General features: G+C 41.2%; 17 protein-coding genes. 6 read left to right on the top strand and 11 right to left on the bottom strand.

Features of this window, described 5'->3' with window-relative positions; translation table 11 throughout:
• Window positions 1-9: 9 nt before the first annotated feature.
• Window positions 10-1293, bottom strand: coding sequence for a TULIP family P47-like protein (locus BQ5338_RS01795; protein ID WP_071145116.1), 1284 nt, complete (start codon window positions 1291-1293; stop codon window positions 10-12).
• A 338-nt stretch (window positions 1294-1631) separates the two neighbouring features.
• Window positions 1632-2126: a GNAT family N-acetyltransferase gene (locus BQ5338_RS01790; protein ID WP_071145115.1), complete on the bottom strand. Its 495-nt coding sequence runs from the start codon at window positions 2124-2126 to the stop codon at window positions 1632-1634.
• Window positions 2127-2530: 404 nt separating this feature from the next.
• Here BQ5338_RS01790 and BQ5338_RS01785 point away from each other — a divergent pair, with 404 nt between their 5' ends.
• Window positions 2531-3589: a class I fructose-bisphosphate aldolase gene (locus BQ5338_RS01785; protein ID WP_071145114.1), complete on the top strand. Its 1059-nt coding sequence runs from the start codon at window positions 2531-2533 to the stop codon at window positions 3587-3589.
• 86 nt (window positions 3590-3675) lie between these two features.
• Here BQ5338_RS01785 and BQ5338_RS01780 read toward each other — a convergent pair whose 3' ends face one another.
• Window positions 3676-5604, bottom strand: a complete 1929-nt coding sequence (locus BQ5338_RS01780; protein ID WP_071145113.1) for an NAD(+) synthase — start codon at window positions 5602-5604, stop codon at window positions 3676-3678.
• Between the two features lie 214 nt (window positions 5605-5818).
• Here BQ5338_RS01780 and BQ5338_RS01775 point away from each other — a divergent pair, with 214 nt between their 5' ends.
• The 4 genes from BQ5338_RS01775 to BQ5338_RS01760 all read left to right on the top strand — a co-directional run bounded on the left by BQ5338_RS01775 (window position 5819) and on the right by BQ5338_RS01760 (window position 11300).
• The gene (locus BQ5338_RS01775; protein WP_071145112.1) at window positions 5819-6229 is read left to right on the top strand and encodes a Fur family transcriptional regulator; all 411 of its coding nucleotides are present in this window, start codon (window positions 5819-5821) and stop codon (window positions 6227-6229) included.
• Window positions 6230-6258: 29 nt separating this feature from the next.
• Window positions 6259-6816: an NADH peroxidase gene (locus tag BQ5338_RS01770; RefSeq protein ID WP_071145111.1), complete on the top strand. Its 558-nt coding sequence runs from the start codon at window positions 6259-6261 to the stop codon at window positions 6814-6816.
• 93 nt (window positions 6817-6909) lie between these two features.
• Window positions 6910-8154, top strand: a complete 1245-nt coding sequence (locus BQ5338_RS01765) for an exonuclease SbcCD subunit D (protein WP_071145110.1) — start codon at window positions 6910-6912, stop codon at window positions 8152-8154.
• A gap of 20 nt (window positions 8155-8174) precedes the next feature.
• Window positions 8175-11300, top strand: a complete 3126-nt coding sequence (locus BQ5338_RS01760) for an AAA family ATPase (RefSeq protein WP_071145109.1) — start codon at window positions 8175-8177, stop codon at window positions 11298-11300.
• On the opposite strand, the gene BQ5338_RS01755 is transcribed toward BQ5338_RS01760, so the two are convergent.
• The 8 genes from BQ5338_RS01755 to BQ5338_RS01720 all read right to left on the bottom strand — a co-directional run bounded on the left by BQ5338_RS01755 (window position 11293) and on the right by BQ5338_RS01720 (window position 25092).
• Window positions 11293-12462, bottom strand: a complete 1170-nt coding sequence (locus BQ5338_RS01755; protein WP_071145108.1) for a metallophosphoesterase — start codon at window positions 12460-12462, stop codon at window positions 11293-11295. The genes BQ5338_RS01760 and BQ5338_RS01755 overlap by 8 nt on opposite strands.
• Window positions 12463-12601: 139 nt before the next feature.
• Window positions 12602-14038 carry a glycoside hydrolase family 28 protein gene (locus tag BQ5338_RS01750; RefSeq protein WP_071145107.1) on the bottom strand — a complete coding sequence of 479 codons (1437 nt, stop codon included), beginning with the start codon at window positions 14036-14038 and terminating at the stop codon, window positions 12602-12604.
• Window positions 14039-14191: 153 nt separating this feature from the next.
• A complete protein-coding gene (locus BQ5338_RS01745; RefSeq protein ID WP_071145823.1) occupies window positions 14192-15829 on the bottom strand; it encodes a RagB/SusD family nutrient uptake outer membrane protein in 1638 nt (545 codons plus the stop codon).
• Between the two features lie 22 nt (window positions 15830-15851).
• Window positions 15852-18833: a SusC/RagA family TonB-linked outer membrane protein gene (locus BQ5338_RS01740; RefSeq protein ID WP_071145106.1), complete on the bottom strand. Its 2982-nt coding sequence runs from the start codon at window positions 18831-18833 to the stop codon at window positions 15852-15854.
• Window positions 18834-18959: 126 nt separating this feature from the next.
• A complete protein-coding gene (locus BQ5338_RS01735) occupies window positions 18960-20045 on the bottom strand; it encodes an acyltransferase family protein (RefSeq protein ID WP_071145105.1) in 1086 nt (361 codons plus the stop codon).
• Between the two features lie 29 nt (window positions 20046-20074).
• The gene (locus BQ5338_RS01730) at window positions 20075-22240 is read right to left on the bottom strand and encodes an alpha-N-acetylglucosaminidase (RefSeq protein ID WP_071145104.1); all 2166 of its coding nucleotides are present in this window, start codon (window positions 22238-22240) and stop codon (window positions 20075-20077) included.
• A 13-nt stretch (window positions 22241-22253) separates the two neighbouring features.
• A complete protein-coding gene (locus BQ5338_RS01725; protein WP_071145103.1) occupies window positions 22254-22826 on the bottom strand; it encodes a hypothetical protein in 573 nt (190 codons plus the stop codon).
• Window positions 22827-22833: 7 nt separating this feature from the next.
• Window positions 22834-25092 (bottom strand): GH92 family glycosyl hydrolase, encoded by a 2259-nt coding sequence (locus tag BQ5338_RS01720; RefSeq protein WP_071145102.1) that lies wholly within the window; start codon window positions 25090-25092, stop codon window positions 22834-22836.
• A 117-nt stretch (window positions 25093-25209) separates the two neighbouring features.
• Here BQ5338_RS01720 and BQ5338_RS01715 point away from each other — a divergent pair, with 117 nt between their 5' ends.
• Window positions 25210-26412, top strand: a complete 1203-nt coding sequence (locus BQ5338_RS01715) for an IS4 family transposase (protein WP_071145038.1) — start codon at window positions 25210-25212, stop codon at window positions 26410-26412.
• The last annotated feature ends 195 nt before the right edge of the window (window positions 26413-26607 follow it).

Here is a 26607-nt window from a genome sequence, read left to right as displayed (position 1 = left end):
GTAAGAAATTTAATTTATAATATATTCTATAATAAAAGAATCGTCTAGTTTTACATTGACAAGATTTACTTCCTTCGGATTGCCGGTCCATGCTACGGGTGAAATGTTATCTATATGCATCCTCTCTCCAAATATTTTTGTAATAGAGTTCATGAGGTCACTAGAAATGCATGAAACTACAATTTTTGTAATCAATCCAACGATGGGTAGTAGCCAAGAAAGGTACCAGGGAATGTCTTCGTGATGATCAAAAGAAGGGGTACCATCTATTCTGAATTCAACTACCTGGTTTGTTAATTGAGGATGGGCTTTGAACCTGCCGTTGAAATACATCCAGATTCCTGCTTTCAGATCACACTTTCCATTTATTTTTACTTCTAATACTTCTCCTAAAATAGAAACCTCCAGTCCTTGTATTACGGGTGTGTACCAAATTGCCCCACTTTTTACACTATTCATTTCGAGGCTGCGGGTGTTAACCAAAATGCCAAGATCGTTTATCCTGTAATCTGAACTGTTTGAGCGTTTGAAAAAGTCGATAAAAGACGGCACCATGACATTTAATAGAAACAGATCTGATGAAGTAATAAAATAGCTATTCGGATTGCCCGGAAGTGAATCGACATCTATATCTACAGGCATATTGGTGATGTCCTTATTGCTACATACAGATAAAACCCCCATATAAGACGGTTTACTGTCTAGGTAAGAATATTTGCATTTAACAGGTGTTACCCAACTTCCGCTTTCCTGAGCAAAGTTGATGGACGCAAATACATAATTAATTTGTTCAGGGTATCCTATTAAATATTGGCATACTAACTCAAGTATAACGGGCTGGTAGAACGCAGGAATATTACCTTTAAAAAGTATGGGTACTATCCAACCTCCTTGCTCATTGCTGTTTGCTACCTCGTCTCTGCTCTTTGCAAGTTGTTTGATGTCTAGTTTCAGTAGCTTTTTGTTGTTATCCGTATTGACGAAGTCCATCATCATCTCCACTATGCACTCGCAATTCGTTAAGCTGTATTCTTTTTGACTATTTTCGTCAACAGCCATATTACCGGCATTATCGAATAGGCGAAACGTACCCGATTCAAACGGAATGTTGAATCTTATCAGCTTGTTGCTGCCCCCGTCGGTAATTTGCCATGGACCGAATTTTCCATATAACTCATACTCAACTTCTGTCTTTTTTATTTCATTGTTGAATAGATGCCAGCAATTTCTGATGTCTTGATTAACATGTTCAGTTTTAACCAAACCAACCGTATCCCATCCTTTCGTATTCATAGATTTAGCATTTAAGGTGAATGTAGATTATTACTCAACTAATCTTACTAAAAAACGATGGAAATTTATGAATAAAATACTGAAGTAACAAGAATAAAAGAAGGAATATTTTTTTCTCTTTTCGTTAATAATGATGGGGTAAGGTTTTTTATGATGTTTTGTTACATATACAAGACATGCTCACCGTCTTTGATGTATTGGGTGAGTGATTCTCCCATGTACTTCACCGTAATGCCCAGATATTGAATAGTGTGTGCCACATCGAATATTTCGCACCAATGCTGGTATGCCTCAATGTTTATGCCGCATTATCTTTAAACAGATTTTAAGCGATTCTGTTATTTTTCTACATATTTTTGAAAGGCAATTCTAGGTGTTCCGTTAGAAACATAAATGATGCCGCAAGTGGTATAACCATTCCTCTTTAGTAAGTTCTGCATTACCAGATTGTCGTGATGGGTATCCACCCGAATGTTTGAACATTGTTCAAAGCACCATTGCAGGCAATAGCTACCTATATCTTTTCTTTTTCCTGTTCCAGCTAGTCGATGCACAACACCATATGGCTCATTGTTCAGCCATTGTCCATCCTCTATCAGGGCATAATTAGGATCTTCACCTTGCAGGAAGCAGAAGGTGGCGATTATCGTCTGGTCATCGTCGATGCATACGTAGCTGTTTCCGTCCGTGATGTCTTTTAGTACTATTTCGAGCGAAGGATAGCCATCAATCCATTGATTTTTGTTACCGCTATTTCGCATAAACACTTTTGCTTGAGCGTATATATCCATGAGTGTATCGAGATCTTCCGGTCTGCTCTTTCTTATTTCCATAAATGAGTCGTCTTCTTAAATGATTTTTCAAAAATAGGAATATAATGCGAATGTTGTTCTTTGTCCTTCTACTTTTTTTGTATAGTACAGAGCCTATCTTCTCTTAATGCATAACCTATTCTCAAATAATACGTAATCTAAGCATTGAAAGCAAACAGAATAGCTCGTCCCGCAATTGAGTGACCATTGTCCCGTAGCTGCGTGACCATCGTCACACGATTGCGGGACGATGGTCACACAGTTGTGTGACAACTAATTTTGTTAATCAAAATCACTTAGAACTCCTATTCTTTGCAGTTAGCTAACCTATTGAAAGAACTTCGCTCATTCATTGAATACATAGAATCATTCTAAACTAATCTTGCTTCGATAGTGTTATACTAGAACACTAAAACCTTTAAATTATGAGTAGTACTAAAATTAGTAATTTGTTGGGCGACCAAGCCGAATATTATCTTGGTCATGTTAGTAAAACAATTGATAAATCACTTATTCATGTTCCCTCTCCAACTATTATAGATGATGTTTGGATCTCTTCGGATAGAAATCTTCCTACATTAAATAGCTTGCAGGCTTTGCTTGGACACGGTAGGTTGGCCAATACGGGTTATCTGTCTATCTTGCCTGTTGATCAGGGTATAGAGCATACTGCGGGTGCTTCTTTTGCACCCAATCCGCTCTACTTTGATCCGGAAAATATTGTAAAGTTGGCCATTGAAGGTGGATGTAACGCCGTTGCTTCCACGTATGGCGTTTTGGGATCTGTGGCACGTAAATATGCTCACAAGATACCTTTTATCGTGAAGTTGAATCACAATGAGTTGCTGACTTACCCGAACACGTACGATCAAGTTATGTTTGGCACGGTGAAAGAGGCCTGGAATATGGGAGCTGTGGCTGTTGGTGCAACCATCTACTTTGGTTCTGAAGAAAGCAGGCGACAGCTGATCGAGGTATCGGAAGCTTTTGAATATGCACATGAACTGGGGATGGCAACTGTTCTGTGGTGCTATCTGAGGAATAGCGGTTTTAAGAAAGATGGTGTGGATTATCATTCGGCAGCCGACCTTACGGGACAGGCTAATCATTTGGGCGTAACCATTCAGGCGGATATTGTGAAACAAAAACTGCCTACCAATAATGGTGGATTTACGGCTATCAACTTTGCCAAGACGGATAAACGGGTTTATACGGAACTGAGTTCAGAACACCCTATTGATTTATGCCGTTATCAGGTAGCCAATGGTTATATGGGCAGAGTTGGTTTGATTAACTCCGGTGGAGAGTCAAACGGTGCTTCGGACTTGAAAGATGCTGTGGTTACGGCTGTTGTCAACAAGAGAGCCGGTGGCATGGGACTGATCAGTGGACGAAAGGCATTCCAGAAACCAATGAAAGATGGAGTGGAACTGCTGAACACCATTCAGGATGTTTATTTGGATTCAGCAATAACGATTGCTTAAAGCAAAAATATTATTGTTTGTTATAGTATAAAAAAGAAAGAGGAGAGCTTCGTAAAAGAATGCTCTCCTCTTTGTCTTTTTAGATGTTATAATTCTTCAATCTCCTGCAACCAAGCTGCCGATGAGGCATCACTTGGCATACGCCAGTCGCCACGCGGACTGATAGAAATGCTTCCTACTTTCGGGCCATCGGGCAAGCAAGAGCGCTTGAACTGCTGTGCAAAGAAACGGCGAAAGAATGTATGTAGCCATTTCTTGATGGTATCTCGATCGTACATTTCTTTAAAAGCGAGGGAAGCCAAATAGAGTATCTTGGCAGGGCGAAATCCAAAACGCATGAAGTAATAGAGAAAGAAGTCGTGTAGCTCATAAGGACCCACAAGATCTTCTGTCTTTTGCGTGATATTACCATTCTCATCCGCCGGAATTAATTCGGGACTGATAGGGGTATCTACTATATCTAGTAAGGTGGCGCTCGATGCGTCGTCTACTCCGTTTTCTGCGACCCATTTCACCAAGTATTTTACCAATGTTTTAGGAATACTCGAGTTGATGCCATACATAGACATGTGGTCGCCATTATATGTGGCCCATCCCAGTGCCAATTCCGAAAGGTCACCTGTCCCGATTACCATTCCATTGGTTTGATTAGCTATGTCCATTAAGATCTGTGTTCGTTCCCGTGCCTGAGAATTCTCGTATGTCACGTCGTGCACATTGATATCGTGCCCTATGTCAGTAAAGTGTTGGATGCAGGCCGCTTTGATATCTATCTCACGAATAGAGATGCCTAGCGAACGCATTAAATCCAGCGCATTGTTATAAGTCCTGTCTGTTGTGCCGAATCCGGGCATGGTAACTCCCAGAATACCATCACGTGAAAGGCCTAATTTATCAAACGTTTTGAGGCAAACCAACAGAGCCAACGTTGAATCTAATCCACCGGAGATACCTATTACAACGGTTTTCGAGGCGGTATGCATGATACGTTGTGCTAGTCCGGTTACCTGAATAGAGAAGATCTCTTCACAACGTTCTCTCAACGCTTCTCCTTGGGGAACAAATGGATGTGCTGCGAATGAGCGAGTCAATTCTATTTTTTTTGTGTTGACTAGCTCTGCTTGAATGCGAATGGATTCTTTTATATTGAAGTTGATTCTGTTTGCTGCGAAAGTAGTATTCATTCGTCGCTCGCTACGTAGACGTTCCACATCTATCTCGCTGATGATGGTCTGCTCGTCAAACGAGAAACGCCGACTACTAGCCAGTAGACTGCCATTTTCATAGATAAGTCCGTTGCCCGCAAACACGATATCGGTAGTCGATTCTCCGTAGCCACAAGCCGAGTAGACATATCCTGCTATGCAACGGGCAGATTGTTGACTGATCAGCGCACATCTATAAGCATGTTTGCCAATACATTCATTGCTGGCAGAAAGATTAAAGATGATTTCGGCACCTTGAAGGGCGAGTGCTGAACTTGGAGGAATGGTAGCCCACATATCTTCACAGATCTCTATACCGAAAGTGGTGTCGCATGCCTCGAATAGCAGATTAGTCCCCAATGGTACTACTTTCCCGCAAAGACGTACACTTGTTTCGGTCACGCTGGCTGCGGAGGTAAACCAACGTTGTTCGTAGTACTCTTTGTAGTTGGGGAGATATGTTTTGGGAACTACGCCCAATATTTGGCCTTTTTGGATGACAACCGCAGCATTGAGTAACATTGAATGAACACTTACCGGCATACCCAAAATAGATATGATGCCTAGTTGGCGAGTATTATTAAGCAGTTGCATAAGAGTCATTTCGGCCTCTTCAAGTAATAATTGCTGAGCGAAAAGATCTCCGCAGGTATATCCCGTGATACATAGTTCAGGGAAAGCAATCATTTGTATGCCTTTTTCTTCTGATTCAATAATAATTTTTTCTATCTGCTGCATGTTTTCCTTACAGTCGGCTACTTTTACGTGAGGCACTGCTGCTGCAACTTTCACAAAACCATGGTTTACCATATTCTTAATCCTTTAGTTGTAACCTGTTTTAGGCTGCAAAATCTATTCATGCAAAAATAGAAAATATAATTTAATAACTTGAGTAAAACCCATAAATACCAGTCTGGAAAAGCTTTTTCTATGAAAAAATCGTTTTTAAGTATTTGGCTCTATGAAATCTTTCTTTATCTTTGTTCCCTGATAAAAAGGAATATAATTATTACAATATTGTAACATGGCAAACGTAGCTGAATATTTGCTCGAACACAAAATAAAACCATCTGTACAACGTATGGCAATTATGGAGTATTTGTTAGAGCATAAAACTCATCCTTCTGTAGAAGAAATATATTCTGCACTTTCTCCTTCAATAATCACATTGTCTAAAACAACGGTTTACAACACACTGAAGCTTTTGGCTGATCACGATGTGGCTCAAATGCTTACCATTGATGAGCGGAATATCTGTTTTGATGGCGACACTTCTCCTCATGCACATTTTTTGTGTAAAAAATGTGGCAAAATATATGATATATTCTCTCAGGGAGCTGTGAAAGAAGTGTTACCTGTTAATCTGGAAGGACACGAAGTGACCGAAATGCATTATTATTATAAAGGAATCTGCAAAGATTGCTTAAAAGAATAAGTGACTAATTTTATTAAAATTCTGAGAAAATGAAGAAGAAATTCAGATGTACCGTTTGTGGTTACGTGCATGAAGGTGATGAGGCTCCTGAAAAATGTCCTCTGTGTAAAGCTCCGGCTAGCAAGTTCGTGGAAGTCGTAGAATCTGCCGGTGGCCCGATGGCTTTTGCCGATGAACATGTTCTTGGTGTGGCTAAAGGTTGCGATGAAGAAATGATTAAGGATTTGAACAACCACTTTATGGGCGAATGTACTGAAGTGGGTATGTATCTTGCTATGAGTCGCCAGGCTGATCGTGAAGGCTATCCTGAAGTTGCAGAAGCTTTCAAACGTTATGCTTGGGAAGAAGCAGAACATGCTTCTCGTTTTGCTGAATTGCTAGGGGACTGTGTTTGGGATACAAAAACCAATCTTCAAAAACGTAAGGATGCTGAACAAGGTGCTTGCGAAGACAAAAAACGTATCGCAACTCGTGCGAAAGCATTGAATTTGGATGCTATTCACGATACGGTACACGAAATGTGTAAAGACGAAGCTCGTCACGGTAAAGGTTTCGAAGGACTCTACAACAGATACTTCGGTAAATAGTCTTTGCTGAGAAACAACAAAATGACAGAAGGTCGGCAACCGAGATAGGATGTCGACCTTTTTGCAACATAGAAAATCTCTAAATCTGATCGTATGATACGTATACTGCATACTGCCGACTGGCATTTGGGACAGAGCTTCTTTGGCTTTGAGCGTACAGAAGAACATCAACATTTTCTCGACTGGCTCACTGTTGAGGTGAAACAGAACAGCATTGATGTGCTTATTGTAGCGGGTGATGTGTTTGATGTGTCCAATCCTTCTGCGGCCTCACAACGGATGTTCTATCGCTTTGTAAGTCGTGTAACTACAGAAAACCCTTTACTACAATTAGTTGTGGTTGCCGGAAATCATGATTCGGCGGCACGTCTGGAAGCACCCCTGCCATTGCTACAAGAGATGCGTACAGAAATTAAAGGTGTTGTGCCTAAAAAAGAAGGTGTGTTGCTCTATGATGATCTCATTGTGGAGTTAAAAAATGCAGATGGCGAATTGGAAGCTTTGTGTATGGCTGTGCCTTTTTTGCGCCAAGGTGATTATCCTTCGGTAGAGACGGAAGGGAATCCGTATGCTGCGGGTGTGAAGGAGTTTTATAAGCAGCTTTTGGAGCACGCATTATTGCGGAAGAGTGACAAGCAAGCTGTAGTGGCCATCGGACATTTACAAGCCACAGGCTCTGAAATAGCGGAACGAGATTATAGTGAAAGAACTATTATTGGAGGGTTGGAATGTGTATCTCCTGAAGTGTTCGATGAACGGATTGCTTATACAGCTCTGGGCCATATACATAAAGCACAGCGTGTGTCCGGTAGGGAAAATGTGCGCTATGCCGGCAGTCCGCTACCCATGTCGTTTGCCGAACGAAACTACAAACATGGTGCGATGTTGGTGACGTTAGCTGATGGAAAACTTCAATCTATAGAAAGGCGGGAATATACTCCGCTTGTTGCCTTGCTTAGCGTACCTGTCGGTGAAGCTGTTTCACCGGAAGAAGTGTTGGAGTTATTAAGGAGTCTTCCTGCAAGAAGCAATTCTAATCTTGCACCCTATCTGGAAGTGAAAGTGCTGCTTACTGAACCCGAACCGACGTTTCGCAATCAGGTAGAGGAGGTGTTGCAAGACAAGCATGCTCGCTTGGCGCGCATCGTTTCTGCTTATCGCAAAGAACAAGATTCAGACTCAACTGAGCAGCAGATGACTGAAGGTTTAGAGGCGATGAATCCTTTGCAGATAGCCCAATCTACTTTCGAAAGAATCTATCAGACTGAGATGCCCGATGATATGGTTGCTCTTTTTCAGGAAGCTTATCAGGCTTTGTCAGTAGGCGACAATCAATAACGAATGAAACTTTGCAATAGATGAAAATACTATCCATACGATTAAAGAACCTGGCATCCATCGAAGGGACGTTTGAAGTAGACTTTACCGCAGAACCTCTTCAATCAGCCGGCATATTTGCTATATCCGGACCTACGGGTGCAGGAAAATCGACTATACTAGATGCACTTTGTCTGGCACTTTACGACAAAGCACCTCGTTTTGCTGTTTCAGGTGAGAATCTCTACTTGCAGGATGTGGGAGACAACAAAATTAATCAGTCGGATGTCCGAAACATCTTGCGAAGAGGCACAGGAGAGGGATTTGCTGAGGTTGATTTTCTGTCGGCTACGGGACGTCGTTATCGTTCTCGCTGGTCGATACGCAGGGCCAGAAGTAAATCGACAGGTTCATTGCAGCCTCAAGTGATGCAGATTATTGATTTGGATACTGAAGATGAATTGCAAGGTACAAAGACGGAATTGCTAGCGCAGTTGGCTGTATTGGTGGGATTGACGTATGATCAGTTTACTCGTACGGTACTGTTGGCTCAGAATGACTTTGCTACCTTTCTGAAATCAAAGGAATCGGCAAAGGCGGAACTCTTGGAGAAATTGACAGGAACGGAAATTTATTCACGCATTTCTCGTGAGGTGTATGCGCATAGTAAGGCAGCCGATGAGGCTTTCAGGCGAGTGAAGGATAGTGTGGGACTCATTGAGTTATTGACTCAAGAGGAACTAGACGTTTTGGTAAAAGATAAGGGAGAACTTTCTGTGCTTCGTGAAGCGGGTGTGAAGCAACTCTCAACACTAAAAGAGCAATTCGCTACGCTTCGTTCTTTCGTTCTTCAGCAGGAACTATTTGCTAAAAAGCAACAAGAAGAGGGGACACAAAGCAGTAAATTGAAAGAGTTACAAGCGGGATTGGAAGTGCGTACGCAGAATATGGAGATCTTCCGACAACAATGTGAGGCTTTACAACCGGAATTGAACAAGGCACGTGCACTGGATGTACAAATACAAACAGCGCAAAAGGTTTATATGCAGGCTAATGATTCTTTGCAAGCTGTACACAAACAGAGCGAAGAGGGTAGGGCAGTAGTGACAGCAAAGGAGAAACGCATGCTGGCTTATCGTGGAGAGTTGCATTTGCCTGATTTGCTTCAGATGATTGCTGCTGAGGGATCGATAAGTGAAGGCTATGCTGTGATTGCAAACGGAGATGCAGGAACGAATGATGTTGTTGGAGCAGTATCAAATATAGCATCTGAATTGCAGCAAGGGGAAAAGACTTTGTCTCAGGCTGAAAAGTTACTCGTGCTGTTTCAGCAAGCTGACGATAAATTGCAGGTTCGTCTAAATGCTTTCGGTATCGAGGCGTTGGGCAAAGAGCAAACTCGCCTGACGAAAGAACAAAGTCGCTTGCAGCAAGCACGGCAGACAGCTTTGGACTGGGGCAAAGTGTTGCAGGAATTGCAAGAACTAACGGCTCAACTCTCCGTATTGCGTACAAAGAAAGGGGAGTCGGAAAAAGAAATGGCCGAATTGGCGCAACTATTTACTCTTAAAGAGACGCAGGTTAAGACGTTGCAACGAGTGTATGATAATGCACGCACGGCTATGAATCAGAGTGTGTCAGAATTGCGTGGCCGACTTCTTGAGGGAGAGGCTTGCCCTGTATGTGGTAGTAAGGAACATCCTTACGGCGGACATGGTGAAGTGGTTGACACAATCTATCGTGGTATAGAAGAAGAATATCAGGCGGCCTCGGCAGAGTTACAACAATTAAATAATCGCTCTATTTCGTTGAAGAGTGAATTTTCTCATATGCAGCGGGAAGAGGGACAATTATCTAATCAGTTCGCTACACGGCAGGAACAAGAAGGTGTATTTTCGGCGCAACTAATGCAGCAGGTTGAAAAAGAATTTGCTCTTTCGCTTTCAGTGGAACAAAAGGAAGCGATTGATTTCTCCATACTGTTCGCTGCCCGTAAACAAGAGGCTGAGCGATTATTCAAATATTTTGAGGAGCAATTGGAGGGTGTAAAGTTGCATCTCCACGAACTTTCAGGGAAACTACAACAATATCAGCAACTCTATACAGAGTGGCAACAACAAGATGGAAAGGTGAAGCGATTGCGCAAAGGCTCCGAAGCTTTGCGTAGCACTATTTCTGCTTGTCATCTGCTGCTGCAAGAGGTTGAAGCAGCCAAAGAAAAGCTAAGTTTGCTACTGGCTTCTGAGGAGAAAGAACAAAAGCGATTTACCGCGGCAAGTGAAGAATTGCAACGCTATCGAACACAACGGGGAGTATTGTTGCGAGGCAAAACAGTGGAAGAGGCTGAAGCAGCTGTACGTCGGCGAGAAACCGAACTAAATACTTTGTTGGATGCTGATCGTAAAGAAGTGGAACGTTGCCGCAGTGGTATAGCAGGTTTGCAAGGAGAAATGCGACAACTGAATGCTACGATTCAAGAACTGACTGAGAAGAAAGCTTTGATTGAATCACCCGACAACCTATCCGAAACGATTGCGGTGCAGCAAACTCTGAATGAGGAAAACAACCGGAAGTTCTCTCTGTTGGAGGCGAAACTCTTGCAGCAAGAACAAAATCGCATTCGTCTGCAAAGCATTGAGAAAGAACTGAAAGAGAAGCAGGAAATAGCGATACGATGGGAAAAACTAAATAAGCTCATAGGAAGCGCGGATGGCAATAAATTTAAGGTGATAGCTCAAAGTTATACGCTCAATTTGTTATTGCTGCACGCCAATAAACACCTTTCTTACTTGTCACGCCGTTATAAGTTGCAGCAAGTACCCGAAACTCTTGCCTTACAGGTGGTAGATGGAGATATGTGCGATGAAGTACGCACGGTTTATTCACTCTCAGGTGGTGAGTCGTTCCTCATTTCGTTGGCTTTAGCGCTGGGCTTATCTTCATTATCAAGCAATAATTTGCAAGTAGAATCTTTGTTTATCGATGAAGGATTCGGGTCACTCGACGCTGATAGTTTGCGCACTGCCATGGAAGCCCTTGAAATGTTGCAAATGCAAGGACGCAAGATTGGAGTCATCTCTCATGTACAGGAGATGAGCGAACGAATAGCCGTACAGGTACGAGTGCATAAATCAGTCAATGGTAAAAGCCGAATTGAAATTATTTAGCTTGAAGAGTAATCACGGTAATCTCCGGCCATGCGCCAAAGCGGAAAGGTATTCCCACGAAGCCTAGCCCCACATTAACATACAGTCCACGTTCCCCTTCTTTGTACATCCCGCTCCACTCCGGGTAAACGAATGAAGAAGGTGAGTGGTGTCCCCATGCCATCTGCATAGCGTGCGTATGTCCGGCAAGCATCAGATCTACATTTGACTTCGGAAGAACTTCTCTTCTCCAGTGAGTCGGGTTATGGCTAAGTAATAATTGAAACATGTTTTCTGTACCTTCTGAGGCTCTGGGTAAATCGCCATGCTGAGAGAAAGGAGGCTCTCCTTCGTTTTCTACACCTATTAACGCAATACTGTCATTGCCTTTGTACAGAATGGCATGAGAATTATTTAGCAGTTTCCAATCCAATTGCTTTTGCCTTTTTTCCAGTTCAACCAGATTCTTTGCTTGATCAGCCTTACTTTTCCAATGATAATAGGGGCCGTAATCATGATTACCTAAGATGGAATAAATGCCATCTTTAGCTTTCAGCTTGGCTAGAATATCTTGAAAACCGTCTAATTCTTCAGCACGGTTATTCACTAAATCGCCGGTGAATACAATCAAATCAGGATTCAATGCATTCACTTTGTTCACTGCTTCTTGCATTGCCTTTTCATTCCCCTGCCAACTACCGATGTGAATATCCGATAATTGAACGATGCGATAACCGTTGAAGGCTTTTGGTAGTTTGGAAGAGGCAAAGTTTACCTCTTTGACTTCAAAACGTGTTTTACCCACGAACGAACCGTACAAGATAATGCCCGCAAGCGAAGCAGCCAGTATCAACCCCGCATAAATAAAAGGCGTTTGAGGCCAGTGCAGTGCAAATTTGAAAGGTAGCCCGATTAGCGAGCAAAACATAAAGAGTATCTTGGGCAATGTAAATAGGAAAAAGATGACTGTGAACCAACCTACCCAGCGACTATGCTGACTTATAAACGAACCTTCAGCTGCGAGAATGAGAAAAATAAGTCCGGCCAAAAGTAGTAAAGAAGGGACAAAATAGAGCGTACGCAAAAATAAACTATCTGTTAATCGGATGATATGTATCCGATAAATATAGATGTCAGGAATAATAAGAGCGATTGCCAGAATGGCTAATATTCGTTGTATCATAAATCAATGCTTCGTTTATGTAAGTAGAGATAACAGCAAAACACTTGCGGTTGTTCATTGCGATAAAAGAAAAACTCCAGGCATCAACAATCAAAGATTGCATAATGCCCGGAGTTCTAATGTAAGTTGAAAGTTCTTATTAATTGCTTGTCGCCTTCTTACCCATTAAGTTGAACGTTGTTAGATTGTCAACGTTATGTTGTTCTAGCACTTCTCCGAAATATGATGGACGAACATCTCCCCAGCGAACAGATGAGTTGCGAACTACAATATCTGAAGCTGTGTCAAAGTAGAATCCGGCTGTAGTGCCTTTTACAAATTGCTCACCATCGCAAGGGCGTTTGTCATAGATTCCACCAACGAAATCGGTGCGTTTGAAGATATATAGATCTACCTGATCGAAAGAGATGTTCTTAATCTTTTCTTTCGAATCACCGCCAACAAATACACCATTTTCACTTTCGCACTTAATGTTGCTGAAATAGATATTTGTAACAGCACCTACGTTGCACTCTGTGGTACCTTTAGGAAAGCGCCATCCGGCATCTTTGTGATCTCCCGCTTTGCGAGGATAAGCTGTCACATAAATGGGTTCTGATTTGCCCCACCAAACATCAGAGAAAAATTTGCAATCGATTGTTATATTCGAAAACACGACATTTTCCACGACTCCTTCATCCCGATTCTGAATACCTATACCACGATTGCTTGCTCTAATGATGCAATTATCAAATACGACGTGACTAATGCGATCCATATTCTCCGAGCCAATTTTAATGGCGCAAGAGCGGGAGGTCATGATGCAATTGGTTACTGTGATGTTTTCACAAGCTCCCCATTCCTCATATTCTCGTCTATTTTTAAGGCAAATACAGTCATCGCCAGATTCAATATGGCAGTCGCTTATACGTACGTTCTTTGAATGATCAATGTCAATACCATCGCCATTGCGCACTTTAAGATTATTAAGTAAAGTTATGCCTTGCACCACCACGTCATTGCAACCCACTAGGTGAACGGCCCAGTAAGCTGAATTGGTGATGTTGATATTTGTAATCCGAATATTTTTTCCTCCTATGATGGTTATTAAATGAGGTCTTGGATCGAACTGGTGCACTGGTTTCAGCTCATAAGAATCACTCAGTTCTTTGCCCATAAATGCCACGCCATTTCCATTGATTTCTCCTTGTCCGGAGATACTGACATCTTCAATATTTTCACCGCTGATCCACATCATTCCTTCTCCACGATTGTCTTTGAAAGCACTCTTAGTATATACACTTTCTTTTGGGTTAGCCAGCAGCTTAGCATTAGCCTCGACATGCAAATCAACAAAGGAAGCGAGAGTGATAGGACTTGTCATATAGACACCACCAGATGGAACTACTACTTGTCCGCCACCTGCTTTGTTGCAGGCATCAATAGCTTTCTGAATGGCTTCAACATTATCGGTCAAACTATCTCCTTTCGCTCCGTAATCGGCTATGTTAAAAACTTTTTCTGCTGATTTATTGCTCTGACAGGATACTAAAAATCCAACTAAAAGCAATAAAAGGAGTGTATTCTTCTTTCTCATAAATATTGTATTTTACTGTTTATTATCCGACATAAAAGACGGACAGGATGATGGTTCTGAAGCCTATTCAAAAAGGGGAGAAGGCATAATCTTTTTCAGTAATAGCTTCGTCATAAGCCTTCTCTCCATAAGATCAACCCAATGATCTTGCCTTTATTTTAAGTATCCAGAATTCTGTGTCCAGTTGGTATTAGAATTCATAACATTTGTAGGAAGTGGGAATATACGGCGCCATTTCTGAGTCTTAGCAGCTGGATTTACAATATGTTTCAACCCCCAATCGTTTTCGTATTGACCAAAACGGATCAAGTCATTGCGACGCCACATCTCGCTAAAGAACTCACGTCCACGCTCGTCAAGAATATCTTGCAAAGTAGGAGATGTGGTCATTGTAGGAGCTTTTACATAACTGCGAATCTGGTTGAACAAACTCATAGGAGTATCGTTATTGGTAGCTGCTGCACCGCGGAGAATAGCTTCAGCTTTCATCAGCAGAATATCTGCATAACGGAAAATAGGCACATCGTTACTTTGGTTACGACCATAGGTGTCATAGTCGGCAGCCTGAATAGCCCACTTGATGCAACGGTAACCCTGATTCCAACCATTAAAATTATCACCAACATTCATAGAGGTATCATCCGATGTAAGTAAAGTAATGTTTTTGGTAAGCACTACACGTTGCCCATTATACATATAAGGCGTTGTGGTTTTAGCAAAGGTTGAAATATTATAAGTATAAAGCGATTCTTTCAAAATGATATCATTACGTTCGTCTCCTTCCAGATTGAAACGATCGGCTGCTTCAGGTGTAACTGTGAAAATACCACCGGCATTCTTTGAAAGTGTTATGCCGAACAAACCAGTACCACTTCCTCCATCATTATTAAATTTAGGCCAGAATTGGAATCGGGCGTATGTCAAACCTTGTGCTGTTGCATTATCATAAGGCATTGCATAGATGAAATCCTTAATCAGGTAACCATTATCCGGCATGAATTTCTTGCGATAACTATCGCTCAAATCAAACTTACCACTATTGATTAGTTCATCACAGTATTTCACTGCATCATTCAGTTTGGAATTTGCCAAAGTGGGCTCATAATTAGCAACATCACCGGAGGTGTAAACAGCCCAATTTAAATATAGTTTCACAAGAAGAGCTTCAGCCATCCATTTAGTCGGTTTTCCATAAGTCGAAGCATCAACCTTTTCGGACAAGCCGCCGGAATTAATGGCACGAAGTAGATTGTCTTCTATGAAGGCTGCTACATCTGCGCGTGGAGAACGCTCAATTGCTTCATTTTCCCCAATAACATGATCCAAAATAGGAGCATTGCCAAACATATCCATAAAGATGAAATGGTAGAAAGCACGCATTGTCAAGGCTTTTGCGATAGACTCATCTGTTGCATCATCGCCTCCAAGATCTACAATAGCCTGATTACACTTGGTAATGGTTCCAGTGATATCACCGAGCCAATCGATATGTGCATCATCCGGATTAGTCATATGAAGTGAAGAGTGAACATAATTACCGGCGTCATACCAGTTGCCACCATAAGTAACTGCCGTAAATTCATCGGAAGATAAACATGCGGCTTCAATATAACGGCGTCCCAAAGGGCCACGAAATCCATAGTATAAATCCGCCATCTTTGCCTCTGTTGCAATTTCGGAACTCGGATAAGAAGTATAGGTAGACATGATTTTTACATCCAAATCGGTGCAGGCTGTTGCTGATGATAACAGCAAACCTGCAAATAAGGTATTTTTGATATAGCTTTTCATTGTAAGTTCAATTTTTAGATGATTAGAAATTAACATTTACACCTAACATAAATGTACGAGTACGAGGATAATAGTTCGTACGTCTATCGATTCCCGGATCCAAGCCACCAAGATTAATTTCAGGATCACGACCGGAATAGCCGGTAATTGTAAACAAGTTATTGCAGGTTGCATATACCCTGAGTGAATTCGCCCAATTACCCATCTTTCCGAAAGAGTAACCCAAAGAAAGAGTTGACAGACGGAGATAGTCTCCATTCTCTAACCAACGATCAGAAGGAGCTTGTGACTGAACATCTGTAGCTTTTTGTTCTGTAGCTACTGATTTCAATACATTTCTACCTTCGGTAACGAAACTCACGTTGCTATATTGCTCGCTAGTTGCATTATAAATTTTATTGCCAAAGACTCCTGTAAAGAACAAGTCCAAACTCCAATTTTTATATTTGAAGTTGTTTGTCCAACCCAAATTCAACTTAGGTTGTGCACTACCTGTAATGGTACGGTCTGTATCAACCGGGTCTTTTGTTGTTTCACCGGTACGTTCACCAGTTTCCGGATCATGTTTGTAGAATACTGATATGCCGTCTGAGTTATAACCAGCCCATTCATAAGTATAGAAAGTTCCAAGTGGATGACCTTCCATAATACGCTCTACTTGTGCGTTTGAAGAATAACCTGCAATTTCCGGATCACCTGTTGAAATATAATCTACAGAATAATCACTATTGGAAATACTCTTCACATTATTTTTGTTGTGTGAAAGGTTCAAGCTTGTATCCCAAGTGAATTTCTTTGTACTGATAGGGGTTGCATTGATTGTAAGTTCAATACCTTTATTGTTAATATCACCTACATTTGCAATCATAGTGTTATAAGGATAGCGGTTTGTTGATACATTATATGAATAAATCAAATCGCTTGTACGCTTATCATAATATTCGATTGTACCACCCAGGCGCCCTCCGAAGAAAGTAAAATCAAAGCCTACATTAAGCATTGCAGTTCGTTCCCATTTCAAATTAGGATTTGCATTTGACTGAGCAGCTATTGTACGGTAAAGACTGGAATTTCCATTAGCGTCTGTATAGGTAAACCATCCGGAAGGACCATAAGTCTGAATTGCCTGGAAAGCGCCAAATCCCAAAGAGTTACCGCTGACACCATAACCTACGCGGAACTTCAAATCATCAAACACGTTCAGATCTTTGATGAATTTCTCTTCGCTCATACGCCATGCAAGAGATGCGGAAGGGAATGTTCCCCAACGATTGTTCGCACCGAAAGCAGAAGAACCATCACGACGAACTGTAGCCTGAAGCATATATTTGCTATTATATGAATAATTCAAACGACCATAGAAAGAAATCATGCGGAGTGTTTCCAGTGGATAGACAGTTATGCCACTCATATCCATTTTGTTAGCATAAGTAGGGTTATAGTATGAAGTAGCATTGCTATAGAAATCATAAACCGTAAGACCAAATCCATTGTTATTGTCCTTCTGATCATAAGAATAACCGGCCATCAAACCTAATTTATGTGCATTGGCAAATGTATGATCATAATTGAAATAAGTTTCCAGCACTTTCTTTTTATTCTCAAGAGCTCCACGATAAGCCTGTCCATTAGCAGTAACGATCTGAGACTCTGTCGTATTGTAATTATTATAATTAACTTGTTCGTTTTCATAAGAAAGATTCAAGTTCCAAAACAAATCCTTATTGATTTCTAGAGTCGCCTTACCTGTTCCCTGAAGCAATTTCTTAACCGTTTCATAAGTATCCTCATAAATCATGGACATCGGGTTATAATATTGACTTGTTGAGGTGTAATTATACCACGTTCCATCTTCGTTTTTTGTAGGAAGTAAGGGTGAATAATAGTTCATGGCATCAAAAACACTTTGACCGTCTTTGCTTGATGAAACAGTCTTACCTTTACTCTGCACTGCACTAACATTGAAAGCCAAAGTCAGACGATCATTCAAACATTTTGTCTGCGCATAAGCACGACCTGAAATACGCTCAAATTCAGTACCGCGTACAATACCTTCCTTGCTTAAGTAACTCAAGCTGGCATTGTAGCTGGAACGTTCGTTTCCTCCGTTAATAGAAATGTTATGATTGTGACTAACTGCTGTACGAAGCACTTCATCGTTCCAATTCGTATTGTAACCCTCATTGTTAGGTAGTGTAATATTGTTAGCCGCTGCATAAGAGAGCAAATCACTGGCCGACATCATATCAAGGCGTTTGGCAATGTTATCAAATCCAACATAACCACTATACGAAACAGATGAACGGTCATTTTTGCTTCCTTTCTTTGTTGTGATAACAATCACACCATTGGCAGCCTTAGAACCGTAAATGGCAGTTGCAGATGCGTCGCGAAGTACATCAATGGATTCAATGTCCTCTGGAGCTATAAGGTTTAAAGACATGCCGGGAATACCGTCAATAACATAATAAGGCTCCATCGCTTCACCTGTACGAAAAGAAGATGCGCCACGAAGAGAGATAGAAGTTGTTCCTGCTGTAGGGTCACTACTCTGAACGACCGTTAATCCGGGTACTTTGCCTTGCAGCAACTGCCCGGGATCAGTATACACACCGGTATTCAGTTTGTCAGCTTTCACTGTCGTAATAGAACTGGTAACATCCTTACGGGTCATGCTGCCGTAGCCTATCACTACTACTTCATCCAATGTTTTATTGTCCTCTTTCAATATGACAGTCATAGAGGATTGATTAGTGACTTTTACTTCTTGAGGGATGTATCCTATATAAGTAAATGCAAGAGTCTTCCCGGAAGCAGCCTTAATTTCAAAAGAACCATCCATATCGGTAATCGTACCGATGGTTGTTCCTTTTACAAGGACATTCACACCAACAAGTGTTTCCCCTTTCTCGTCTTTTACTTTTCCGGATATGCTGCTTTGAGCAAAAGCGGAAATGCTAGTTATCAGAAAGACGAATAGATTAAAAAAAACTGTTTTTCGCATAACGTAATAATTAATTAAAGGTTAATAAAAACGATTTATTGTAGGCAAATGTAAAGGTTGGCTTGATAGAGTAGGGAGAAAATTAAAAATAAAAGGTGTATTTTTGAACAGCTCCCTATTTCTTCATCATATCTTAATATATATATGCCTTTTATAGAGAGGATAACCAATTCCCCAGTTCACAAAGACAAAAATGAGGGCATACACTAACGATGAGACTTGTGCATTCGTTATAAGAGAATGAATTTCGTTGTATAAATAGCCAGAGATGCCATACTGCCCGAAAACAACTGACAATAATTCACTCATCACATAAATAAAAAGAGGATTGACACCAAAACAGACGAAGAAAGGTGTCCAACTCTTATGCTCTTCGACGTCTATGATATACATGAGGAAAGCTAATAAGCTAGCCGCCATACCACAAGTGAACAACACCAATGTAGGTGACCAGATTCTTTTATTCATGGGCATGCCATACGAGAAGGTCAGGCCAATAGTCATTAACACAAAGCCGAAAAGAAGCAGATGCATTATTTTTTGATCCAATGTTTGCTTCTCTATGATCAATTTACCACACCAGAAGCCAATCAGGGTGTGAGCAATGGAGGGGATGATGCCTAGTAATCCTTCAGGATCAATCGGACTTTTATGATAGAGATGCGCTGTTCCAAAGATTAAACGATCTGTGATGGATAAAATGTTAGTGGTATCACAGGCATAGCCATTGCCCCAGTAAAGAATGGCTGTATATCCTACTAACAATGCACCGCATAGCCATAATGTCCATTTATGTTTTATAGTAATGGCTATGATGGAAACAATGCCATAACAGAGACCTATTCGCTGTAAGACGCCCGTAAACCGTAAATGATCAAAGGGGAAAGAATCTCCTTTGCAACATGCCTCAAACCAATGAATGCTACACCCTATCAATATAATGATGCAGGTGCGTTTTAAAATCTTCAGAACTAACGAACCAGACCATTCGAATTGATACTTTCGCAATGAAATATACGTAGAGATACCTACCATGAATAGAAAGAAAGGGAAGACAAGATCAGCCAACGAAAGACCATTCCAAGCTGCATGGCGCAAAGGTTCATACGAGGAATCTCCTCCACCATTGTTGACTAATATCATACCTGCAACGGTTAGTCCGCGCAGTACATCCAAGGATAGTAATCTTTGTTTTTTTTGCGATAGATCCATCTTTATATTCAATTAATTGATTATAATCATTATTTGCCGAAAGCTTTCTTGAAAACTTCTTTAGCTGTTGTAACACAATCGCCTTCAGGTTCAGCGGTGTAGATGTTCGTTGCCTTTGTCCAAGGTTCTTCCATGGCGTAATAATCTAGTTCAACCATTGGTTTACCGGCTAATACATCTCGTAGTACTTGCCAATAAGCACTCCATCTTTTATAGTAGAAGTCTTTTAAAATTCCATTCCATTCTTTGTGAGCATAGTCACGCAGTCCGCCGTCATTGGCCGAGAAACGGTTACCCCATGTGGTGATTTGCACTCGTGCATTCCATTCATACAGATTTTTCTCTTCTTCAGTGTTGCCTAAGGCACGTGCTTGCTGAGTCCAATTACCTACACGGAACTCTTTTCTTGTACCGAGCAGTTTATCCTGTGCCAGTAATAGATCTAAAAACTCTTTTGAATCCGCTTCGAAACTTTTTTTATCAAAACTTTTGAAATCGGCAATGGTTCTGTTATATACGATTCTTGCTTGATCAGAGATGGCCTGACGAACAATGTCAACCAAGTCATATTCAAAGTTATTATTTCCACGATATTGATCGGCAACGCTTAGCAATAAACGTGCTGCATCAGCCGTTGTTGTAGGATCATAATAGTTCTGCATCTTTGACCAACTGGAGGCTTGAAAATTATTTTGCGAAGGACGTCCACAGAAAATAGACTCGTGTGCACCTTGTTGGTTATTTCCTTGAGGACAATTGTATATTCCATTGGCCAAAATGCTCCATGTTTCATTAATCACTTTGTCTTTAGCGCCATAACGAGCTGCTGTATATTCCTTTATCCAGCTCTCTTTGGTAATTTCCTCTGTACGCCAGGGAAGTTCTGACATCAACTCAAACATTACCGGATTGTTTTCTATACCCTCCATGGTAAAACCGATACCTTTTAGATGTGCAGCTAACGGATTATTCTTTGTTTGGTAGAAATTATTTAGTAGTTGATCCATGCGCCCATGAAGTCCCACATTTGCACCAAAGTTCTCCAACATGCAGAATAGCCAATCGTGTTGGTGATAACCCTGCTCACGATACCAAAGTGAAGGTTGCATACCCCACATAGGTCGGCATTCACTAAATAAATCAAGTATCAGTAAGTCACCATTCTTCATGTTTTTTATCATTTCATCACGAGGATTCTCTGTCCAACCCTGCACAACCCAAACAGCTTTCGGGTTGACCTTCTTCATTGCATCCATAACAGCCTTTCCTGCTGCATCCAAATCGACACTTTCAATACCCTTTGCTTCGTGAAAGGGATCCATTGAGTAATAGTTGGCTTTGCCAAATAAAGCATCAAGCTCTTTATAATAGAGTGCTGCAATCTCCTGGAAGCGACTATCGGTAGGCTGAAGAAAAGTCGGGCGAATATACCCATTCCATAGTTCAGCATCTGCTACATTCAATCCTAGTTTCTCTTTCGCATTGTGAGGAAGCATACCCGAATATCCCGGGAAAACGGGCTCGATGCCATACTCGCGCATACGTTTTAATATTTTCTTCTGCAAGATTGTTTGCTGAGCATACCAACTGTCGGGATTTGGGCCACCCCAACCTTCCAGGTTATTCATTTCCCACCAAGCCAGAAAAGCCGGTCCGGCAATAAATTCATTGATTTCTTTCTTGCTGTAACCTAGCTTCTTCAGCATATTAAACCAGACGCATTCTTCTCCCACAATAGCTAGCGGAAGATTTACCCCATGAAGTGCCATCCAATCAATCTCTTGTTCCCAACGATTCCAATCCCAAAAGGCCATGGAATAAGAATAAGTGCAATAATTGAAATCATAACGTAACTTCAACGGAGTTTCAAAATGTTTTTTCTCCTTTACTGCCGGCAAAACTTTCGGTAGTTTAGCCGACATGCCATTCCACGACAATTGAATACCTGCATAATACTTCAGGTACCAATTTAGTCCCGTAGCGATGCTGACATAATTGTTACCCCGAATCACGACCTTTGAACCTTTTTGGTCTAATTCAAAAAAGTCATTGTTCTGCTGATTAACGACCTCAACTATAAACTTCTTAGAAGCCCCTTGATCAATACGCTCCAATAATCCCTTGATAGGATTATTAGCAAATGAGAATAAAGAAAGTCCAAAGGCCAGAGAAAAGCAGATGATATATTTTTTCATAGTACTATTGTATTTACAGATTAATTGTCCAATCAATGCCCAACGGACTCTTTGACACTTTACATATAAGTGGGAGAGTAGAGTTCTTGGCGATCCAAAGTTCCGTTCCATCAATATCGGCCACTACTTTCAACAGAGGGTAGTGCGTTCCACCAAATTCAAATGAGCCTTCTACTTTTTGGAGACGATAGGTTGTATGGTTGTAGATGAAGGATTTTTCAGTCATCAGAGATTGAAATGCTGCTTGAGAGATACACCCAAAAGTCTCATTTTCTTTCAAAGTAAGTTGCTCACCATCATTTGGTTGAGAGAAACTTAACATGGTTCCGTTAGATAACCCTTGAGGTGAAGTAACAATGCAACCCGTATGTAGATTTAGATTCCTGACGATAGACCATTGCCAACACATAGCACCCTCTTTCTGCTCTATTACTACATTATAACGACGTGTTTGCCCATGTAATTTGAATACGTACTGTAGCGTATCATTTTTTTCAATTATTTGATTGTTCGTTTGAGCAGCTACTTGCAGAAAAAAGCAAATAGCCAGCAACATCATTCCTATGATCTTATTTCTTTGTTTCATCTTTGTATTACTTTAGTTGTTGAGGAGGTAATTCCTGAGCACCCCATTTAGTCGGCTTGGCAACCATTTCTAAGACCAATTCGCCGCCCTCCATTAATTCTTTATGTGAAATCCATGCACGATTTAGTTGTTTGCCATTCAATAAGGCTTTGCCTACGTATCGTTTCTTCTCCGATAGTTGCTGCGCACTAATTTTGAATGAGTTTCCGTTTTCCAGATGAATCACCGACTCTTTTAAAAAGGGAGTGTTGAGCAGATAATAAGCCTGACCGGCATTCGGATAAAGCCCCAGCATGTGAAAAGCCAACCATGAAGACATGGCACCCGAATCATCATTTCCCGGAAGTCCCATGCTCGAATCATTGAAGTGAGTGGATATAATTTGGTGAATTCTGTCGCTACTTAAATAGGGTTTCCCAATCCAATGGTATAAGCAAGGAGTAAGAAATGAAGGCTCATTGTTTACATTATAATAACTACGATCGAAGAAGGTGTCCAATCGTTTTTGAAAAGCCTCCTTGCCACCCGACTTCTCAATTAAACCCGGAACGTCCTGAGGAATGCTCAACGAATATTCCCAAGAAGTACCCTCGTATAAGAAAGCACTCCACCAGGGAAGATACCAGGGTGCCTCACTGATTAATGGGTGATAAAGAAAAGTGGGGCTATATACTTTCGAGGAACCGAAAGGAATTTCGTCTAACCAGTTGCCATTGGCATCCCGAGGCATGATGAATCCTTTAGCACCATTGTTCTCATAGTCATCGCGCCATAAATTTTTCCAATTGGCCGACTGTTTGATGAAGCGGTTGTAAACCTCCTCTTCGCCTAATCCCTTGGCTACCGTAGCAATGTTATAGTCGTTGTATGAATATTCAACCGTTCGATTGCCTGATCGGTCAATGCCGTAAGGCACATATCCCAGTCGATTGTATTCTACTAATCCGCCACGTCCTTCTTGTTCTTCGTTGCCGCCCGGAGGAATCAACGCGTCTTTCAACATTGCCTGAAGACCCTCTTGGTAATTGATCCCTTTTAAGCCTTTCACATAAGCATCGGCAATCAGTACTTCTGCATTTGAGCCACCCTGAGTACGTCCATTGGAGTTACCACTCCGAGCGTCTGGCATGTAGCCATCTTGCTTATAAATATCTATCAATGAGTTAACAATATTCACTTCTCTCTGCGGATCGATCAATGTAATGAGAGGATTAGAGGTGCGGTATGTATCCCAGATAGCATAGAAATCATCGTAGTAAGGAGCCTCGCTGAGCCACAGTGGGTTTTCGCCCGTACGATCGACGGGCATTAGCATCGTATGATACAGACCGGTATAGAACATTCGCTTTTGAAGAGGAGAGGCCTTTGGATCAATCTCAATGCGGCTCAATAGCTGTTCCCATTTCTCTAAAAGTTCTGTATGTGCTTTTTGGAAGTCCCAATGAGCGATTTCTGCGTTTATATTTTCTTTCGCTTTTAAGCAGCTAACAAACGAAATGCCAATCTTCATTTGGAGTTTTTGGTAGGATGTATCTTTGAAAGAGAGCAAGACCCCGGTCTTTTTGCCTGCATCGTACTGTGACTTTTGATTGGGCATCAGCAAACTATCTTTCCATGAAGTAAAAGCATCAAAAGGATGATCGAAGATCGCATAAAAATAGACTGTATAAGCTTTGCCATTATTCCATCCTCCACGAATGCGGCTATGGCCTCTTACCTCGCAATCAGATAATACTTCTATTTCAGAACCAATGAATTGCTGAGCTTCTCTGGTATTGGGTGTGGGGCTCTCTCCCAAGAAAAAGGCAGCATCGATTTTTATAGCTTTGTGAGCCGTTTGGGGATAAGAGAAACGGTAGAAAGCAGCCCGTTCGGCTGTAGTGATCTCTGTTTCGATGTTATTGCCTTCAAATTTAGTTTGATAATAACCCAATGTAGTCTTCTCTTCTTTCCGAAGTGCCGACTGATCTAATTGAGTTAACGGTCCGCTAAAAGGCATCACCTGGATGTTGCCATATTTAGGTCCGCCACCCGTACCGCTGACGTGCACCTGACTAAAGCCTGTAACTTCTGTGGGCATAGGTAACCAGCCGCTATTAGGTTTTGAGGTACAATCAGGACTGGGCTTTACCATACCAAATGGACATGATGGGCCGATGAAGACACGACCCAATCCTTCAGAGCCAATCATAGGGTCAACGTATTGTCCATAGTTCTCTTGCTTCTGCGAGAATACATATTGAGGAGAAGTACATAAGGCAGCAATTAAAAATTATTGCTGTCCGGTAAAAATTAGTGGACCAAAAAATTAGGGCTGTTTTCCTCTCTTGGAATCCAGCCCTTTTTCTTTCCTTTGCAGTTACCACACCTAAAAGGAAAATCTATGGGCAAAAATACATATTTTACCGGACAGCCGCTTTATGCGCAGCTATTAAAATTGATCGATAGCCAAGAAATTGCAAGAATAAGCCGAAAAGGTTTGCATGAGCGCTATGTGAAGAAGCTAGACGGCTACTCTCACTTTGTAATAATGCTCTACGCCGTGCTGATGCGCTATGATTCTCTACGTGAAATCGTAATAGGAATGCTCTCTGAGGCAAATAAGATCAATCACCTAGGCATAGATTACATGGTAAAACGCAGCACTTTGGCAGAAGCCAACAATAGGCGCAGTAATGAGTTCTTTGAGCAGATATATTTCTCCCTATACCGGAAATACAAAAATGATTTAGCGGACAGCCGAACGGACAAGGCTTGGGAGCGCTTGCTGCACATCATGGATTCTACTACAATAACACTGTTTTCAAACGTTTTGAAAGGTGTAGGCCGCAATCCCAAGCATGGAAAGAAGAAAGGAGGCATAAAGGTTCACACTGTGCTCAAAGCCGAGGAAGGAGTACCTTATAACATTCATTTCACATCGGCAGCAACTCACGATCATGTTATGCTTACTAAACTAAAACTGACAAATGGGGCATTCATAGCCATGGATAGGGCATATATAGACTATAAGGTCTTTCAAGAATTAACAGACAACGGAGTCTTTTATGTAACCAAAATGAAGAAAAGCCTACGCTACACCCCTCTTAACGGCCATTTTCTTGTGAATAAAGATGGGCTGGTTGTACTAAGCGATCATATGATAGAGCTTAAAAAGGACGATATAACACATGTTTCACGTCGGATAGAGTATTGGGAGGAAAAGAAGAAGTACTCAAGCGTTCTTCTGACCAATAACTTTGAGTTGGAACCGGAAGAAATTATTGCCATTTATTTACGGCGCTGGCAGATAGAGAGCCTGTTCAAGCAGTTGAAGCAGAATTTTCCACTCAGATACTTCTTTGGAGAGAGCGTAAACGCAATCAAAACACAGATATGGGTAACACTTATTGCAAACTTACTATTATCTGTCATAAGAAAACGAATTAAACGGAAATGGAGCTTCTCAAATCTTGTAACAATCATAAGGCAGACACTCATGTACTACATTGACCTCTATATGTTCTGCGAAAATCCGGAAAAAGCATGGTTGAGAATCATTAACCAGTCCAGTTTATCACCTCCAGAACCAACACTCTTTGATTAAGAGGGCTTGCTTTTTGAAGGAAAAAGCCGAACTGCCTTTTTATAGGCAATTCGGACAGATATTTTATGCTTTTCAATTTTTACCGGACAGCAATAATTAAAAATAGAAGATAAATAGGTCTATTCATTATAGCATCTTAATAAAGGTTTATAGGGCAAAAATAGACTAATTATCTCTCATAGAAGGTGAAAAAAG

It is taken from the genome of Bacteroides ihuae (assembly GCF_900104585.1).
Taxonomy (GTDB): Bacteria; Bacteroidota; Bacteroidia; order Bacteroidales; family Bacteroidaceae; genus Bacteroides; species Bacteroides ihuae.
This window is presented reverse-complemented; position numbering and strand designations above follow the sequence as displayed.